At 65.9% G+C, this 14,302-nt stretch carries 17 protein-coding genes; 12 read left to right on the top strand and 5 right to left on the bottom strand.

All coding sequences use genetic code 11. The features are described from left to right. Nucleotides 1-2: 2 nt before the first annotated feature. The 3 genes from ACSJJU_RS12185 to ACSJJU_RS12175 form a co-directional block, all read right to left on the bottom strand. Nucleotides 3-1,151, bottom strand: coding sequence for an efflux RND transporter periplasmic adaptor subunit (locus ACSJJU_RS12185; protein WP_435915783.1), 1,149 nt, complete (start codon nt 1,149-1,151; stop codon nt 3-5). 5 nt (nt 1,152-1,156) lie between these two features. Beyond that, on the bottom strand, nt 1,157-2,563 hold the full coding sequence (locus ACSJJU_RS12180; RefSeq protein ID WP_435915781.1) for an efflux transporter outer membrane subunit: 1,407 nt from the start codon (nt 2,561-2,563) through the stop codon (nt 1,157-1,159). Nucleotides 2,564-2,818: 255 nt separating this feature from the next. Then, nucleotides 2,819-3,346 carry a hypothetical protein gene (locus tag ACSJJU_RS12175; protein WP_435915780.1) on the bottom strand — a complete coding sequence of 176 codons (528 nt, stop codon included), beginning with the start codon at nt 3,344-3,346 and terminating at the stop codon, nt 2,819-2,821. An 83-nt stretch (nt 3,347-3,429) separates the two neighbouring features. Here ACSJJU_RS12175 and ACSJJU_RS12170 point away from each other — a divergent pair, with 83 nt between their 5' ends. The 7 genes from ACSJJU_RS12170 to ACSJJU_RS12140 all read left to right on the top strand — a co-directional run bounded on the left by ACSJJU_RS12170 (nt 3,430) and on the right by ACSJJU_RS12140 (nt 9,223). Then, nucleotides 3,430-4,359 (top strand): DUF3667 domain-containing protein, encoded by a 930-nt coding sequence (locus tag ACSJJU_RS12170; protein WP_435915779.1) that lies wholly within the window; start codon nt 3,430-3,432, stop codon nt 4,357-4,359. Between the two features lie 67 nt (nt 4,360-4,426). After that, complete coding sequence (locus ACSJJU_RS12165; protein ID WP_435915778.1) at nt 4,427-4,798, top strand: GntR family transcriptional regulator; 372 nt, start codon at nt 4,427-4,429, stop codon at nt 4,796-4,798. Continuing rightward, nucleotides 4,795-5,652, top strand: coding sequence for an ABC transporter ATP-binding protein (locus tag ACSJJU_RS12160; RefSeq protein WP_435915776.1), 858 nt, complete (start codon nt 4,795-4,797; stop codon nt 5,650-5,652). Before ACSJJU_RS12165 ends, ACSJJU_RS12160 begins: the two co-directional genes overlap by 4 nt. Further along, the gene (locus tag ACSJJU_RS12155; protein WP_435915775.1) at nt 5,649-6,608 is read left to right on the top strand and encodes a hypothetical protein; all 960 of its coding nucleotides are present in this window, start codon (nt 5,649-5,651) and stop codon (nt 6,606-6,608) included. Before ACSJJU_RS12160 ends, ACSJJU_RS12155 begins: the two co-directional genes overlap by 4 nt. Nucleotides 6,609-6,719: 111 nt before the next feature. Then, the gene (locus ACSJJU_RS12150; RefSeq protein ID WP_435915774.1) at nt 6,720-7,526 is read left to right on the top strand and encodes a LuxR family transcriptional regulator; all 807 of its coding nucleotides are present in this window, start codon (nt 6,720-6,722) and stop codon (nt 7,524-7,526) included. Nucleotides 7,527-7,641: 115 nt separating this feature from the next. Continuing rightward, nucleotides 7,642-8,277, top strand: coding sequence for an acyl-homoserine-lactone synthase (locus tag ACSJJU_RS12145; protein WP_435915773.1), 636 nt, complete (start codon nt 7,642-7,644; stop codon nt 8,275-8,277). Nucleotide 8,278: 1 nt separating this feature from the next. Continuing rightward, nucleotides 8,279-9,223, top strand: a complete 945-nt coding sequence (locus ACSJJU_RS12140; protein WP_435915771.1) for a phytanoyl-CoA dioxygenase family protein — start codon at nt 8,279-8,281, stop codon at nt 9,221-9,223. A 92-nt stretch (nt 9,224-9,315) separates the two neighbouring features. On the opposite strand, the gene ACSJJU_RS12135 is transcribed toward ACSJJU_RS12140, so the two are convergent. Beyond that, nucleotides 9,316-9,771 carry a PA2169 family four-helix-bundle protein gene (locus ACSJJU_RS12135; RefSeq protein ID WP_435915769.1) on the bottom strand — a complete coding sequence of 152 codons (456 nt, stop codon included), beginning with the start codon at nt 9,769-9,771 and terminating at the stop codon, nt 9,316-9,318. Nucleotides 9,772-10,009: 238 nt separating this feature from the next. Between ACSJJU_RS12135 and ACSJJU_RS12130 the strand changes: the two genes are divergently transcribed. After that, nucleotides 10,010-10,366 carry a general stress protein gene (locus tag ACSJJU_RS12130; protein WP_435915768.1) on the top strand — a complete coding sequence of 119 codons (357 nt, stop codon included), beginning with the start codon at nt 10,010-10,012 and terminating at the stop codon, nt 10,364-10,366. A gap of 502 nt (nt 10,367-10,868) precedes the next feature. Here the strand turns inward: ACSJJU_RS12130 and ACSJJU_RS12125 are convergent. Further along, nucleotides 10,869-11,300 carry a PRC-barrel domain-containing protein gene (locus tag ACSJJU_RS12125; RefSeq protein WP_435915767.1) on the bottom strand — a complete coding sequence of 144 codons (432 nt, stop codon included), beginning with the start codon at nt 11,298-11,300 and terminating at the stop codon, nt 10,869-10,871. 394 nt (nt 11,301-11,694) lie between these two features. Here ACSJJU_RS12125 and ACSJJU_RS12120 point away from each other — a divergent pair, with 394 nt between their 5' ends. The 4 genes from ACSJJU_RS12120 (at nt 11,695) to ACSJJU_RS12105 (ending at nt 14,253) form a co-directional block, all read left to right on the top strand. Beyond that, nucleotides 11,695-11,985, top strand: coding sequence for a glycine zipper domain-containing protein (locus ACSJJU_RS12120; protein ID WP_435915765.1), 291 nt, complete (start codon nt 11,695-11,697; stop codon nt 11,983-11,985). Between the two features lie 16 nt (nt 11,986-12,001). Then, a complete protein-coding gene (locus tag ACSJJU_RS12115; RefSeq protein ID WP_435915764.1) occupies nt 12,002-12,430 on the top strand; it encodes a hypothetical protein in 429 nt (142 codons plus the stop codon). A gap of 204 nt (nt 12,431-12,634) precedes the next feature. Continuing rightward, the gene (locus ACSJJU_RS12110; protein WP_435915763.1) at nt 12,635-12,823 is read left to right on the top strand and encodes a hypothetical protein; all 189 of its coding nucleotides are present in this window, start codon (nt 12,635-12,637) and stop codon (nt 12,821-12,823) included. A gap of 305 nt (nt 12,824-13,128) precedes the next feature. Then, nucleotides 13,129-14,253 carry an OmpA family protein gene (locus ACSJJU_RS12105; protein WP_435915762.1) on the top strand — a complete coding sequence of 375 codons (1,125 nt, stop codon included), beginning with the start codon at nt 13,129-13,131 and terminating at the stop codon, nt 14,251-14,253. Nucleotides 14,254-14,302 lie beyond the last annotated feature (49 nt).

The following is a 14,302-nucleotide window of genomic DNA, read 5'->3' as shown; positions in this document are numbered from 1 at the left end:
CCTCAGCTCGCCCGCTGCATGATGGGGGCGATCACTTCACCCTCGCGCAGGAAGGCACCGGCCAGGGCCACCACCCGTTCCTTGCCGTCGAGGCCTTCCTCGATCACCACGCCCTTCTCGGTCGCGGTCCCGATCCGCACGTTGCGGCGGATCACCTTGTTGTCCGGGCCGACCACATAGACAAAAGACCCCTGCTTGTCGGACTGGAGCGCCGAATGGGGCAGCACGGGCTTCCTCGCCTCGCCCGTCAGCACGTAGCCGTGGGCAAACGCACCCGGCCGCAGCAGCGGGTCAGCCTCAAGCGCAATCCGCACCGTGCCGAGACGGCTGGCCGGATCGATGGTGGGGCCAAGCAGCCACACCTTGCCCTCGAAGGTCCGATCGACGCCGGTGATCTGCACAATCGCCTTCTGCCCCACGGCAAGACCCGGCATGTCCTGCTCGGCCACCTCGCCGCGCAGCTCCACCTTGCCGTCCTTGGCGACGCGGAACAGCACATTGCCCGGCGCCACGGTCTGCCCCACCTCGACGGTGCGCGCCAGCACGACGCCATCCGACGGGGAGCGGATCTCGGTGCGGGCCAGCCGGGCCTCGGCCTCGCGCAGCCGCGCCTCGGCCACCTTGGCGCGGGCGACAGCCTGATCGGCGGCCGACGCCCGGCGATCGATATCCTCGCGGGAGACGACGCCGCTGTCCGACACCGTCTTGACGCGCTCGTATTCCGAGACCAGCAGCCGCGCCTGGGCCCTGGCTTCCTCCAGCGCCGCCGCCAGCTGGTGAACCTGCGGGCGCAGCACGTCCGCATTAATGCGGGCCAGAACCTGACCCTTCTTCACCCGGTCGCCCGCCTCCACCAGCACGGTGTCGATGCGGCCGCCCTCCCCTTCGACGCTGATCGGCAGGTCGTACTGGGCGGAGATGGTGCCGGTCACCTTCACCCGCGCAACATATTGCGAGGCACTGGGCACCAGCACGGTTACGCGCGGCGCCGTGCCATCGGCCTCGGCCTGCGCGTCCTTGCCCTTGCTGGCCTGCGCGTCAGCGCCGCCAGACATCGCCGTGAAGGCGACGATGCCGCCGAGAAGGCCAACGCCGAGCAGGCCGAGGGCGATGGATTTTCTGGAAAACCGGATCTTGTTGGTGTCGATCATGGGAATTACTCCTGGCCCGCTGCCACGGCCGGTTGGACCGATCCGCCAAGGGCCACATGCAGGCGCACGCGGTTGTTCATGCGGACCTGGCGCACGTCGAGCAGCTGGCTCTGCGCCTCGAGATTGCGGCGTTGGGAATCAAGAAGAGTGAGAAGGTTGGTAAGGCCGGTGGTGTACTGCACCTCGGCCAGACGCTCGGCGGCGGCCGCCTGTCGCGCCGCTTCCTCGAGCGCCGCCTCCCGCGACCCGAGCAGGGTCTCGGCTCCGAGCGCATCTTCCACCTCGCGCATGGCCTTCAGCACGGTCTGCGCATAGCTCTGGACCGCCTCGTCCTCCTGCGCGCGGCTGAGGTCCACGTTGGCCCGGAGCCGCCCGCCCTGGAACAGGGGCTGGGTCAGGTTGCCGATGATGGTCGCCAGAACCTGCTTGAAGTCGAGCGCGTCGGACAGGCTGGTGCCGCTGTCGCCGATCGACCCGGTCAGGGTCAGCCGGGGCAGCAGCGCCCGCTGGGCCGCCGCCACGCCATAGCGGCTGGCCATCAGGCGGGAGAACTGCGCCTGAAGGTCCGGCCGGCGGGCCAGCACCTCGGCGGGAACCCCCGTGCCGGGCCGCTCGGGCAGGGCCGGGAGCACATCGCCGCCCGCCAGCTCCGCCGCCGGGTAACGGCCCAGCAGCACTTCAAGCTGCCGGCGCGCCTCGCGCAGCTGCTGTTCGCGCTGGCGCAGCAGCGCCTCGGCAGACTGGCGGTTGGAGACGGCAAGGCTGAGGTCGAGGTCCGTCGCCATCCCGATCCGGTGCCGCTCGCGCACGATCTGCTCGGAGCGGGCGTAGGTTTCCACCGTCCGCGTCGCCAGATCGAACTGCTGCTGGGCGACAATGAGCGAGAACCACCCTTCGGCCACCTGCCCGGCGAGGGACAGGCGCGCCGCCGCATAGTCCTGCGCCGCGGCCTCGGCAGTCAGCGCTGCGCTGCGCTGCTGCGAGGCAAGGCGGCCCCAGAGGTCCGCCTCCCACGTCACGCCCAGACCCACCCGATAGGTGGCATCCGAGTCGCCGCCGCTCCCCAGCCCGGTGCGGCTCTGAACCGTCTCTGCCTCAAGGCCGATCTGGGGCCAGAGGTCGGCCCCGGAAATACGGGCCCGCGCCCGCGCCTGCGCGACCCGCGCGCTCGCGGCGCGCAAGTCTCGGTTGTGCTCCAGAGCCTCCCTTACGAGCGCCGTCAGGGTCGGTGAGCCGAAGCTCTCCACCCAGTCCGTATCGGCAAAGTCCCCTGCCTCCCCTGCGGCAATCGCCTGAAACTGGCCCGGCACGGCCAGTTCGGCCGTGCGCGGCGGCTCCTGAAGCGAGGGCGCACAGGCCGCAAGCGCCAGAACGGCGGCGCCGGTCGCGGCAAGTGTGCTGAGCTTTCGCATGATCCCCTCAAACTGCATGACTGATATGCTGTACTACGTACATAACACACCATTCCACAGTCAAGGGTATATGTGGAAAGCGCCGGCGAATTGGCGTTGTGTTTCAGGCGGCTAGGCGGGCATCAATGGGCCTCGCCGTGGGCGGGACGGGCAGGAATCCGCCAAAAAAACAGCGCTGGCACCCCGTGCCGGGCACCAGCGCTCAGACTGTTTCAGACTGTTTTCGCTTCCGGTTCTGCGCGCGCCGCACGCCTGTCAGCTGACGCGCTTGACGGCGATGGTGCGCTGCTGACGGTCGAAGGTCATGCGGTAGCTGCCCAGCAGGCCCCGGCGAATCGTCACCGTGTCGCCCTCCCGCACCGGCGGCAGCACCTGCGACTCTGTCTGACGCCAGACCTGACCGTTATCGAGGGTGATGACCATGCCATTCACGCCGCTGGCGATGTTGGTGATGGTGGCGCTGATCTGCTTGATCGCATCCTCGCGGGCTGCCTCGCCCTTGCGCGTGCTCTCCGCACCGAAGGCGGCAAGGCGTTCCTGCTCCTGACGGGCCTTGGCCTCCGCGGCCGCCTGGGCGGCGGCCAGCTCGGCGGCGCGGCGCTGTTCCGCCAGACGCCGGGCGGCATCCGCATCGGAAGCGGCGAGCGCCGCATCGTAGCAGGCCAGCCGCTTCTCGCCGTCGGCGATCGAGGCACAGGCCTTGAACCCTTCGATCTGCGCAGACGCGCTCGCACTCGCCAACAGTCCGCCTGCCAGCATGGTATAGAAGATGGCCTGCCTCATCCCCTCATATCCCTTCGTTTCTGGTCGTTGCATCTGCACGTCGTCGCGCTATGGCTTAGTCGAGAAATGAAGGGGCGACAACAATGTCACACGAGGAGCCATCGGCGACCTGCCGCAACTGTGCCGCGACCCTGACCGGCCCCTACTGCGCAGCATGCGGCCAGAAGGCGGAGCATCTCCACCGCCCGTTCTGGGAGATCGCCGAGGATTTCCTGCACTCCGTGGTCCACTTCGACGGGCGTCTGTGGCGCACCCTGCGCTCCCTGTTCCTACACCCGGGGGAAATGACGGCGGACTGGGCCGATGGCCGCCAGGCCCGCTACGTGCCGCCGATTCGTCTGTTCATCTTCACCTCGCTCATTCTGGTGATCACCCTTTCGCTGAGCGACGTGGCCCTGCTGCGCCTCGTCCGGCAGGACGGCGGCCCCGTCGCCACCTCCTCTGCCCGGGGGGAAGTGAACATTCCCAACCTGTCCCTCGAGGTGCTGTCCATCGCGCCAGACACATCGACCGACCCGGCCATGGACAAGGGCATCATCGACTTCGCCTCGGATGACGAAGTCAGCAAGGAGTTTGCCTCCAGCTTCGTGACCGGCATCAATGCCCTCGCCCGGAACCCGCGCCTCTCCAACGAGATGATCGGCAAGTCCCTCAGCCGCTTCATGCTGATGGCCGTGCCGGTGATGGCCGTGCTGCTGTGGCTGATGTATCTGCGCCGCAAGCGATACCTGGCCGAGCATCTGGTGTTTGCCCTCAACATCCACACCTTCTTCTTCATCGGCCTGCTGCTTGCCGTGGTGCTGGTGTGGGTAAGCCGCGGCCTCGTACCCGGCGGATGGCTGCTGTTCGCCCTCTGGATCGGCTTCAGCCTCCATTTCCTGATCGCCCTGAAGCGCATGTATCAGCAGGGGTGGATCAAGACATTCATCAAATCCGCCATTATCACAGGCGCTTATTTCTTCGCCCTGATGGCCATTGGCATCGGCCTCCTGGTCAATGCATTACAGTCATGAGCCGAGGGCTTGACAGTCTGGTGTGTTACCACCATAGTACACCAGATCACACAGGAAACGCACGGCCATGACTCAAAACTGGCGCGAAGACCAACCCATATACCGTCAGATCCGGGACCGGATCATCGACGGTATTCTGGATGGCAGCTTCAAGGAGGGTGAGGCCCTTCCCAGCGTAAGGACCGTCGCCGTCGATCTACAGGTCAATCCGCTGACCGTCTCGAAGGCTTACCAGGAACTTCAGCAGGCGGGCGTTGCCGAACCCCGGCGCGGCCTCGGCCTGTTCGTGGTGCCGGGAGCACAGCGGCAACTCCAGGCGGCGGAGCGGGACAACTTTCTCTCCAGGGAATGGCCGGAGATCGCCGCGCGCATTCGCCGCCTCGGACTGTCGCTGGAGGATTTGCTTGGCGCCGAAAGCGCGCAAGGGGGTGAAGAATGATTGTGCAAGCAAACGGGTTGGCCAAGCGCTACGGCCAGGTCCAGGCGCTGAAGCCGACAAGTTTTGCCATTCCGCCCGGCCGCATTGTCGGCATCATCGGGCCGAACGGGGCCGGCAAGAGCACGCTGGTCAACGCACTGCTCGGCCTGATCAGCCACGAAGGCTCGCTTCAGGTGATGGGTCGCACGCCCCTCGAGGACCGCGCCCGCCTGATGCACGATGTCAGCTACATCGCCGATGTGGCGACCCTGCCCCGCTGGATCCGCGTGAAGGACCTGATCGACATCGTCGAGGGCATTCACCCGCGTTTCGACCGCCGCAAGGCGGAGGAGCGGCTGGCCCGCACCAACGTGCGGCCAACGGCACGGGTGAGCGAGCTGTCGAAGGGCATGATCGTCCAGTTGCACCTGGCCATCGTCCTGTCCATCGATGCCCGGCTGCTGGTGCTGGACGAGCCGACCCTCGGCCTCGACCTCATCAACCGGCGCAGCTTCTATGACGCCATCCTCAGCGACTTCTTCGACGAGACCCGCTCCATCATCGTCACCACCCACCAGGTGGAGGAGATCGAGCACGTCCTCACCCACGTCATGATGATCCGTGAGGGCGAGGTGGTGCTGGATGCCAGCATCGACGAGCTGGGCGAGCGCTTCACCGCCGTGGACGTGCCGGACAGCCGGCGCACCGAAGCCGAGGCGCTGAAGCCGATCTATTCCCGCCGCTCCATCGGCCGCACCAGCTATGTCTACGACTCCGTGCCATACGACGCGCTGGCTGCCCTCGGCGAGCCGCGCCGCGTGGCGCTGGCCGATCTGTTCGTCGCCATTGTCCAGCCGAAAGGAGAGGTCGCGTGAAAGCCTTCCTGGCCCTTCTGAAATCGGAACACCTCGAGCACCGCGGCGGACAGTTGTGGACGCCCATGATCCTGGCCGCCCTCATCCTGATCCTGCTGATCGCGGGCATGTTCCATGAAGGCTCCATGATCATCAGCGTCGCGAAAGACAATACGGGCATCGACATCCGCACGGTCGACGACGCCCAGCGCGTGCTGCGCGATGAAGTCGGTGACGAAAAGCTCGGCCCGGCCCTGCAAACGCTGGCCTTCGCCTCCAACTACTTCGCCATCGGCATGCTGATGATCGTCGCCGCCATTGTCAGCTACTTCCAGATGGTGGGCAGCCTGCACAACGAACGCGCCGACCGCTCGGTGCTGTTCTGGAAGTCCATGCCGGTCAGCGACCTCAAGGTGGCCTTCGCCAAGTTCGTCTCCGCCACCTTCGGCACGATCTTCCTGGCCGGGCTGGTTGGCCTCGCCGTCTCCGCGATCGGGATGCTCATCCATGGCCTCACCGGCTCGCTCAGCGCCACGCCGGAATGGAAAACCGTCATCAACCCGTCCGTGATCGGCTCCACCCTGGCGCTCTACGTCACCCTGGCAGTGTACTACGTGCTGTGGGCCGCGCCGGTGTACGGCTGGATCATGCTCGCCTCGGCCTGGGCACCCCGGTCGCCGCTGCTCTACGTTACCGTTCCGCCGGTCGCCATCGGCGTGATCGAACTGCTGACCACCCGCCAGGGCAGCTGGCTGTGGCGGGAAATCGGCTCGCGCATCGGCGGCGCCATGCTGCACTTCGACACCTCGATCGGCTCCACCACCCACACCGCCTCCAGCATGTCCCGCGACCTGCTGCGCCCGGTCGGCCAGATGGCAACCGAGGCCGCCTCCAGCCCCCGCTTCTGGCTGGGGCTGCTGGTCGCCCTCCTGTTCATCTGGGGCGCCAGCGAAATCCGCCGCCGCCGCGTCGCCTGATATATTAGCAAGATATTAGGACTAGTTATTTTATATTAACCCACCGCTGGGACAGATGCAGGCGGGCCGGTCGGATCGACCGGTCCGCCCGCCTTGCGACAGGAGATGGGCATGGACTACTACGCGCGGATCTGCGGGTTTCTTGAGGATGTCCGGGCTGCCCGCACGGAGCAGGACCTTGAGCGGCTCATCGCGCAGGTGTTGCAGGAGTTCGGCTTCCGCCACTACGCCATCGTCAGCCATGTCGACCTGCTGGCACCGCCCCAGGGGACGGTCAAGATCATCAACTACCCGTCTGACTGGAAGGCGCACGCCGCCAGGCACCGCTACTTCGCCGACGATCCGGTCCTGCTCACGGCCCAGCGGCTGGCCCTCCCCTTCGTCTGGGACGACATTCCCCGCCATATCGAGCTGACCCGGCGCCAGCAGCTTATCCTGGAAGAGGCGCGCGCCGTCGGCCTGACCCATGGCTACACGGTGCCCATCCACGTGCCCGGCCATATCTCCGGTTCCTGCTCATTCGCCTATGACGCCGGCGCGGTGGACCCGGCCTGCTTTCCGGCCGCCCATTACATCGGCGTCTACGCGTTCGATGCGGCGCTCAAGCTGACCGGGCGGGCAGCGCAGCGACCGGCCCATGCGGTGCACCTGACCGACCGCCAGCGCCAGTGCCTTGCGCTTGCGGCACGCGGCAAGTCGGACTGGTCCATCGGGCAATTGCTGGCGCTCAGCCAGCAGACCGTTCACATGCACATCGAACTCGCCAAGCACCGCTACGGCGTCTCCTCCCGGGTGGAGGCGGTGGTGCGCGCCCTGTTCGACGGGGAGCTGGCCTTTGCCGATATTCTGCAAGGCAGCGGCCTCCCGCTCGCCTCTCCGGCCGGGTTGCCGCCGACCACGCCAACCGCCCCCTCCTGAGCCCCCCGGCATGGGGCGGGCTTGCCGCGGGCAATACCCCTGACCAGCGGTATCGACCGGCGGGCAGGCACTGGCGATCCTTCCGGCAGTTTTGCGCCATCGGAGGGGATCAGCCATGGTCCATGTCATCAACTGGCAAGGCCGCGCACGCTTTGCCGACGCGGTCGAGCAGATGCATCGTCTGCGGAAACAGGTTTTCATCGACTTCTTCAAATGGTCGCTGACGCACCAGAACGGCCTGGAAATCGACCAGTTCGACACGCCGGACGCCTACTACCTGTTCGACCAGGACCCGGACACCGGTGCGGTCATCAGCAGCCTGCGGCTCCTGCCGACCACCGGGCCGCACATGATGGACAGCCTGTTCTCCCACCTGTGCGCGGCGGACTGGCCGCGCGGGCCGAACGTCTTCGAGGTCTCCCGCCTGCTGTACAATCCGGTGCTCCAGACGGCCGATGAAGCCGTGGTGCTGCGGGCCCGGCGGCGCCTTGCCCTCGGCATTCTGGAATTCTGCACGCTGTGGGGAATCAACGAGCTGGTGTTTGTCACCCACGCCAAGTTTCTCGCGCGCCTCCTCAGCTACGACTGGGACATCCGGCCGCTCGGCCTGCCCACACTGGAAGACGGACAACAGGTCGCCGCCATGCGGCTCAGGCTGACCGCCAACACGCTGCACAACCTGCGGACCCAGTTCCGGCACTTCGAACCCGTGCTCCAGACCTGTCCGCCCCGTCCGCAAAAGGCTGCCTGACATGACACTGGACTCTCCCCTGACAGCGCCATCCGGCACCATGCACGCCGGCCCGGTTCAATCTGGCCCGGTTCAATCCGGCCCGGCCCCTGCCGACCCCGCACAAGAGCTTCTCGGGCAGGGTTACACCATCCTGCGCGATGCGGTGCCCGAGGCGACGATTGACGCCCTCCGCACGGAACTGGCCCCGTACCTCGAACGGACTCCGTTCTGCGAGGGCGACTTCTATGGCTGGCAGACGGTGCGGGTTGGCGCCGTTCTCAACAAGTCCCGCACCAGTCACGCGCTGGCGACCCATCCCGCGATCCTGAGGCTGGCGGACGCCGCACTCGGTGCCTACTGCGACTGGGTGCAGCTGAACCTGACACAGGTGATCGTGCTGCATCCGGGTCAGCCGATGCAGGTGCCGCACCGCGATCAGGACATGTGGCATGGCGGCCCAAAGGGGGAGATCGAGTACCAGATCAACGTCATCTGGCCGCTCACCCCCTTCACGCCGGAGAACGGCGGCACCGTCCTCTGGCCGGGCAGCCACAGGCGCCAGGGCGAAGCCGTCCTGCCGATGGAAGAGTCAATCGCTGTGGCCGCCGATCCGGGCGACGCGCTGGTCTATCTGGGCTCGACCCTCCACTGCGGCGGGGCGAACCGCACCGCAGCGCCGCGCGAGGGGCTGGTCGTCAGCTACAGCCTCGGCTGGATCAAATCCTACGAGAACAATTTCCTCGTCTATCCGCCGGACGTGGCGCGCGCCTTCGCGCCCGAGATTCAGGATCTGCTCGGCTACCGCATTCACCGGCCCAATCTGGGCAATTGCGAGGGGCAGTCCCCGGACGTCCTGCTGAGGGACGGGAAATTGACCGGCGGCGCCAAAGACGAACTGCTGCCGGAACAGGCCGAACGGCTCCGCGCCTGGTGCGAGGCCATGCGCGCGCGCCAGACGGCCTGACTTCGCACGCCGGGAAAGAAAGCAGCCCCGCCCCCGGACAGGAAACACTCCTGAGCCGGGGACGGGGCCGGTTCGTATGGGGCGCGACAGACTCAGGACGCAGCCTCAAGAGCCCGCTTCACCGAGTCCCACCGGGAGTGATCCAGGCGGATCCGGTCATAGACGCTGTTGATGAACGTCCGCATCTCCGGATCCAGCCGGTCGTTCGTCAGCACGGTCTCGAAATGCTCGCGCAGGATGTTCTCTCCCCGCTCCACCTCCGCAATCGCCGCCTTCGTGTCGCTCTGGAACAGCGAGCGCAGGTTCATGAAGCTGCGGTGGGCCGCCGCCGAAAACGAACCCGATTCCTCCGGCTCGCCGCCGCGCATGGAAACCCGGCTCTGGAAGTCCCGCACGATTGAGCGCCGTTCCTGGGCAAGCTGATGGAAGCTCGCCTTGATCGACGGATCCTTGGCGACATCGGCGGCCTCTTCATAGCCGTTCACGCTGTCGATCAGTGTCTCGATGAGATCGTTGATGGCCTCGATGTCTGTGCGTCTGTCCTGCATGATCCGTCTCCTTGGCTGTACCCAGTGCCTAACGCCGCCCCGGTTGTCCGGTTTCACCTGAAATCCAGGAGCGCACATCTCGACGCCAGCAGGTCCTTCCGCTGGAAGCGGCGGATTCATTGGGTTTCCAGCCGCCGGCCCTCGGCCGGGGAACAGGGGAAAAAGGGAACTGCGCAAGGTTTGCCCTCGTTGTTAGGGCATCGGCACCATACGTGCCGATCCAGTAGGGAGAATGACGATGGCCGAGAACAAAGACCGTGGCACGTCCAATCGCGGCTTTGCCTCCATGGATCAGCAAAAGCAGCGTGAAATCGCCAGCAAGGGCGGTCAGAGCGTGCCTCCCGAGAAGCGGAGCTTCTCGCAAGACCCGCAGCTCGCAGCGGAAGCCGGACGCAAGGGCGGCCAGGCCAGCGGCGGCAACTTTGCCAACGATCCGGGACGCGCCTCCGAAGCCGGCCGCAAGGGAGGCCAGGCCAGTGGCGGCAACTTCGCCAACGATCGCCAGCGCGCAGCGGAAGCCGGACGCAAGGGCGGCGAAGCGAGCCATGGCGGTGGCCAGCAAAGCCAGAAGGGTGGCAGCCAGAAGCAGCGCTGACGTCTCGTCTCCGCGATCGGGCCCACACACGATCGGACACATCGATCGGGCGCATAAGGGTTCTTCCCTGCCGCCTTTGCCGGACAGGCTGCTTCACAAGCCCCCGCCGCCCCATCAGACGCCAGCAGATGCCTGCTGGCCGGACGCAACACCAGGCAGGGCCGTTTCACCAGAGCGGCCCTGCCTGGCTTCGTGCGTGCAGCTCCCGTCTTGCGCCGCCACCGGCGCTTCCCGTCCCCCGAAGCCTGATGAACCGCAGGAGTTGATTGGCCCTCCGGCAACTCACCAAAAAGCTGATTCAAGCGGGAACCACCTATGCAGGTGGGCGTTGTGGTCTCTGCAAGGACGACATCCTGCCTTTGAGCCCTTGCAGACCCCCCTTCCCGGCCGCGCGCACGACCCGCCCCATTACAGTCGCGGCCGGGATCTTTTTTTGTCCGAAATGATCTTGAGACGCTGAGTCAGCGCACATCCGGCTCGGCGCGCATCTGCCTCAACTGCCTCAGCGCACGGTCTGGAAATTGCCCGGATCGTAGCGGGGCAGATCCTCCAGCTCCCGCCGATCCTTCACATCGATCAGGACCGCCTCACTGCCGCTGGCCACGTGCAGCCTGTCCAGCGACACCACCACCTCGCGCGGCGCGCTGTCCGCCGTGCGCTGGAGGGACAGGTGGGCATAATCGACACCGCTCCTGACGACGAACTCCGAGATCTTGCCCACGATCTCGCCCGACGGGGTGGCCACGGGCCGGCCCACCAGATCGCGGCGCGCGCTGCCTTCCTTCTCCAGATAGGCGCTGACCGTCTCCTGATCCGCCAGTGCAGGCGCGCCGGCTGACGGCGCGACATCGGCCGGGTCCTGCACCGGAGGACGCGACGGCGTCTCGACCGCGCCGGGCGGCGTCGCCGGAATGCCGGGAAGCGAGTCCGACATGCCGGGCTGCGTTTCTGCCGGCCCCTGATAATCCCGGGCATCCCCCGGGGCAGGATTTTCCGGCAGCGGCGCCTCCTGACGGAGGCCGCCCCCGGCGCCTGGCGGCGGGGCAATGGTTTCCACAGCGACCTGCGCCATGGCGGCCGGAGCACCCGCAAGGATGCAGGCCGCCGATACAACAAGCAGGGGACACCGCATGTTGGTTCTCCCTTGGTCGGTCAGAGTGAACAGAGCAACGGCACGGCGGATCGCAGACCGGGTGCCGCGCGAATTTCCGACCAACGAGTGCCCCCCTCCCCAGTTCCTGGTCCGCAAACGGAGCGGGAACCGGTCAATCGTTCATCGCGTTCTAACAACGACAGAATTTAATCGCTCAACAGTGCAGGAGCTCTTCATGGCAACTCGGGACACCCTACCGGAAGGCGGCGACATGGCCGCCCACGCCGCCCGCCTCAAGGAAGATGCGGCCAATCTGGCCGGCGCCACCGGGGCGGAGCTCCGTCGCAACATGACCGCTGCCGCCGAGACCCTCGGCGACGCCGCGCGCCGCATGATGGATACCACCCGCAGCGCCAGCCGCGAGGGGCTGGAGCGGGTCAGCCATCAGGTCGAGGAACGACCCATCGCAAGCATCGCCATTGCCGCCGGCATCGGGTTTCTCCTCGGCATGCTGATACGTCGCTGATCCGCGCGGGACGCACATGACCAGACGCATCTGGACGTCCATCAGCATCGCCATTGCCGGCCTTGTCATCGCCATCGTTCTGGGACTTGTGGGTATAGGGCTGATCTTCTCGGCCCTGTACCGCACAATTGCCGCCGAGACGGGCGTGGTGACCGCCTCATGGATCATGGCCGCGCTGCTGATCTTCCTCTCGATCATCGGCGTTCTGGCGTTGGTGCAGTTCATCCGCTCCCGGCTGGTTGAACGGCAGCTCGCCGAGCAGAAAACCGATACGGCCGAAGATCAGGGAATGCTCGGCGGCCTGAGCGTCATGAGCACGGCCAGCAACTTCATTCGCCGCTTCCCGGTGCCAACGCTGGGCATCGCGGTTGTCGCCGGGATCGTTTTCGCCAGAAGCCCCGCGGTGCGCAGGCTGGTGTGGCGCTCGATCCTCCGTATTTTCTAGAGTCCGACCCGCCGCTTTTCCGTTCTTTCGCAAATCAAAAAGGGCAGGCCGCCGGAGCGTTTCCCTGAAGGAGCACCCGGCGGAAAAACGGAACCCCTCTTCCTTGACCGGCGTTCCCTCCGGTGTCGCATCGCTGTTCCCCGATCGGCGTTGCCATCGCCATGCAGCGGCTTGCCCTTTTCTCAATTGCAAGGAACGTTGGCCATGACCCGTGCGCCGGAATATGACGAGCCGCACCGAACCGGCAACCCCAGGAAGGACGCGGAGCCCGGGATCCCCGCCACCCAGGCGAGCCAGGGCCGGATCCTCGGCGTGCAGCGCTATGTACTGTTCACGGGGATCGCCCTCGTCATTGTCGGCTTCATCATCGCTTACGTGACGGTTGTTGCCTGACCGCCAGTGCAACCGCGTGCGCAAAACCCCTGCGGCAAATATGTCACAGCCGTTGTCGGAAAATGTGTTTCAGGCCGTCAAGCCGCGTTCGCGCCGGACTTCCCGGCCAGCACCGGAAGCGCGTTTTCCCCGGAACTTCAGCGCTATACCATTCAAAAATCTCATTATTTTTTGAAAAAACAATAACAGGATGAAGCAACCGACCCCCGGAACATCCAAAATCATGGATCGTTGAACCCCACGCACTGACCGCTTTTGTTGCACAGGCGTGTCTTCCCCATTCCACATGTCTTGAGGAAACCAAGATGCGGAAATTTGTTCTTGCGACAACGAGTATCGTGGCCTTGGCCGGTGTCTCCGCACCCGCGCTCGCGCAGGACGGGGCGGCAAGTCCCACGTGGTATTATGGCATCAAGGGCGGCCTTACCCGTCCCCTCGATGCTGATTTCGACCGGGATGACAACGGCAATTTTGCCTACAGGGTCGACCCCAAGCTGGGCTGGGCCGTGCTGGGCAACGTTGGCTATGACATGGGGCGGATCCGCCTGGAAGCCGAGATCGGATATCATCAGTCGAAGGTCGACTCTCTCTGGATTGCCGACCCCGGCCGCGCTTCCCCGCCGGGGGTCTATGACAGCCCCGACGGCAAGACGAAACTTTACAACGCCATGTTCAACGTCCTGTTCGACATCGTCGAATTCCGGGGCTTCACCTTCTCCGCCGGTGGCGGTGCCGGTTACGGCATGGTCTCGATGAAGAACGTTGCCGCCACCGATGCGGCCGCCCCGCTGCTGGACAAGGCGGACAAGGAATTCATGTGGCAGGCCATTGGCGGCCTCAGCATGCCGCTCAGCGACCGGGTCGATCTGACAGCGGATTACCGCTACCTCCAAACGACCAAGCTCGACTTCGTTCCCGAGAACGGCGACGTCAAAGGCAAGTTCAAGACCCACATGTTCCTGATCGGCGCCCGCATGAAACTGGGCGGCGCTCAGGAACCCGCGCCGGAGCCCGCACCGCCGCCGCCCGCGCCGGAGCCCGCACCGCCGCCGCCTCCCCCGCCGCCGCCTCCTCCGCCGCCTCCTCCGCCGCCGCCTGTCGAGGCGCCGCTCATGGTGTTCTTCGAGTTTGACTCCGCACGGCTGACGCCGGAGGCCACCAGCATTCTGCAACAGGCCGTGGAGAAGTTCCGCCAGGGTGGCAACCCGAGCATTCAGGTGGAAGGCCACGCGGACCGCGCCGGCACGGACCAGTACAATGAGGGTCTGTCCAAACGGCGTGCCGAAGCCGTTCGCAATTATCTGCAGCGGCAGGGCATCCCGGCGAACAACATCTCCGTCCAGGCGTTCGGTGAGAGCCGGCCGCTTGTGCAGACGGCGGACGGCGTTCGCGAACCGCAGAACCGGCGTGTCGAAATCCGCACACAGTAAGGGATGACACCTCTGTACCGGCAGCCGACTGCGGCCCTTTTGGCATCGT

Source organism: Pedomonas sp. V897, assembly GCF_051304405.1.
Taxonomy (GTDB): domain Bacteria; phylum Pseudomonadota; class Alphaproteobacteria; order Sphingomonadales; family Sphingomonadaceae; genus Pedomonas.
This window is presented reverse-complemented; position numbering and strand designations above follow the sequence as displayed.

Excerpts from the sequence above, each read along its gene's own strand:
- ACSJJU_RS12115 (WP_435915764.1), top strand. The coding sequence starts at position 12,002 with ATGACCAGACGCATCTGGACGTCCATCAGCATCGCCATTGCCGGCCTT.
- ACSJJU_RS12130 (WP_435915768.1), top strand. The coding sequence starts at position 10,010 with ATGGCCGAGAACAAAGACCGTGGCACGTCCAATCGCGGCTTTGCCTCC.
- ACSJJU_RS12145 (WP_435915773.1), top strand. The coding sequence starts at position 7,642 with ATGGTCCATGTCATCAACTGGCAAGGCCGCGCACGCTTTGCCGACGCG.
- ACSJJU_RS12120 (WP_435915765.1), top strand. The coding sequence starts at position 11,695 with ATGGCAACTCGGGACACCCTACCGGAAGGCGGCGACATGGCCGCCCAC.
- ACSJJU_RS12135 (WP_435915769.1), bottom strand. The coding sequence starts at position 9,771 with ATGCAGGACAGACGCACAGACATCGAGGCCATCAACGATCTCATCGAG.
- ACSJJU_RS12165 (WP_435915778.1), top strand. The coding sequence starts at position 4,427 with ATGACTCAAAACTGGCGCGAAGACCAACCCATATACCGTCAGATCCGG.
- ACSJJU_RS12170 (WP_435915779.1), top strand. The coding sequence starts at position 3,430 with ATGTCACACGAGGAGCCATCGGCGACCTGCCGCAACTGTGCCGCGACC.
- ACSJJU_RS12180 (WP_435915781.1), bottom strand. The coding sequence starts at position 2,563 with ATGCGAAAGCTCAGCACACTTGCCGCGACCGGCGCCGCCGTTCTGGCG.
- ACSJJU_RS12110 (WP_435915763.1), top strand. The coding sequence starts at position 12,635 with ATGACCCGTGCGCCGGAATATGACGAGCCGCACCGAACCGGCAACCCC.
- ACSJJU_RS12105 (WP_435915762.1), top strand. The coding sequence starts at position 13,129 with ATGCGGAAATTTGTTCTTGCGACAACGAGTATCGTGGCCTTGGCCGGT.
- ACSJJU_RS12185 (WP_435915783.1), bottom strand. The coding sequence starts at position 1,151 with ATGATCGACACCAACAAGATCCGGTTTTCCAGAAAATCCATCGCCCTC.
- ACSJJU_RS12150 (WP_435915774.1), top strand. The coding sequence starts at position 6,720 with ATGGACTACTACGCGCGGATCTGCGGGTTTCTTGAGGATGTCCGGGCT.
- ACSJJU_RS12125 (WP_435915767.1), bottom strand. The coding sequence starts at position 11,300 with ATGTCGGACTCGCTTCCCGGCATTCCGGCGACGCCGCCCGGCGCGGTC.
- ACSJJU_RS12140 (WP_435915771.1), top strand. The coding sequence starts at position 8,279 with ATGACACTGGACTCTCCCCTGACAGCGCCATCCGGCACCATGCACGCC.
- ACSJJU_RS12175 (WP_435915780.1), bottom strand. The coding sequence starts at position 3,346 with ATGAGGCAGGCCATCTTCTATACCATGCTGGCAGGCGGACTGTTGGCG.
- ACSJJU_RS12160 (WP_435915776.1), top strand. The coding sequence starts at position 4,795 with ATGATTGTGCAAGCAAACGGGTTGGCCAAGCGCTACGGCCAGGTCCAG.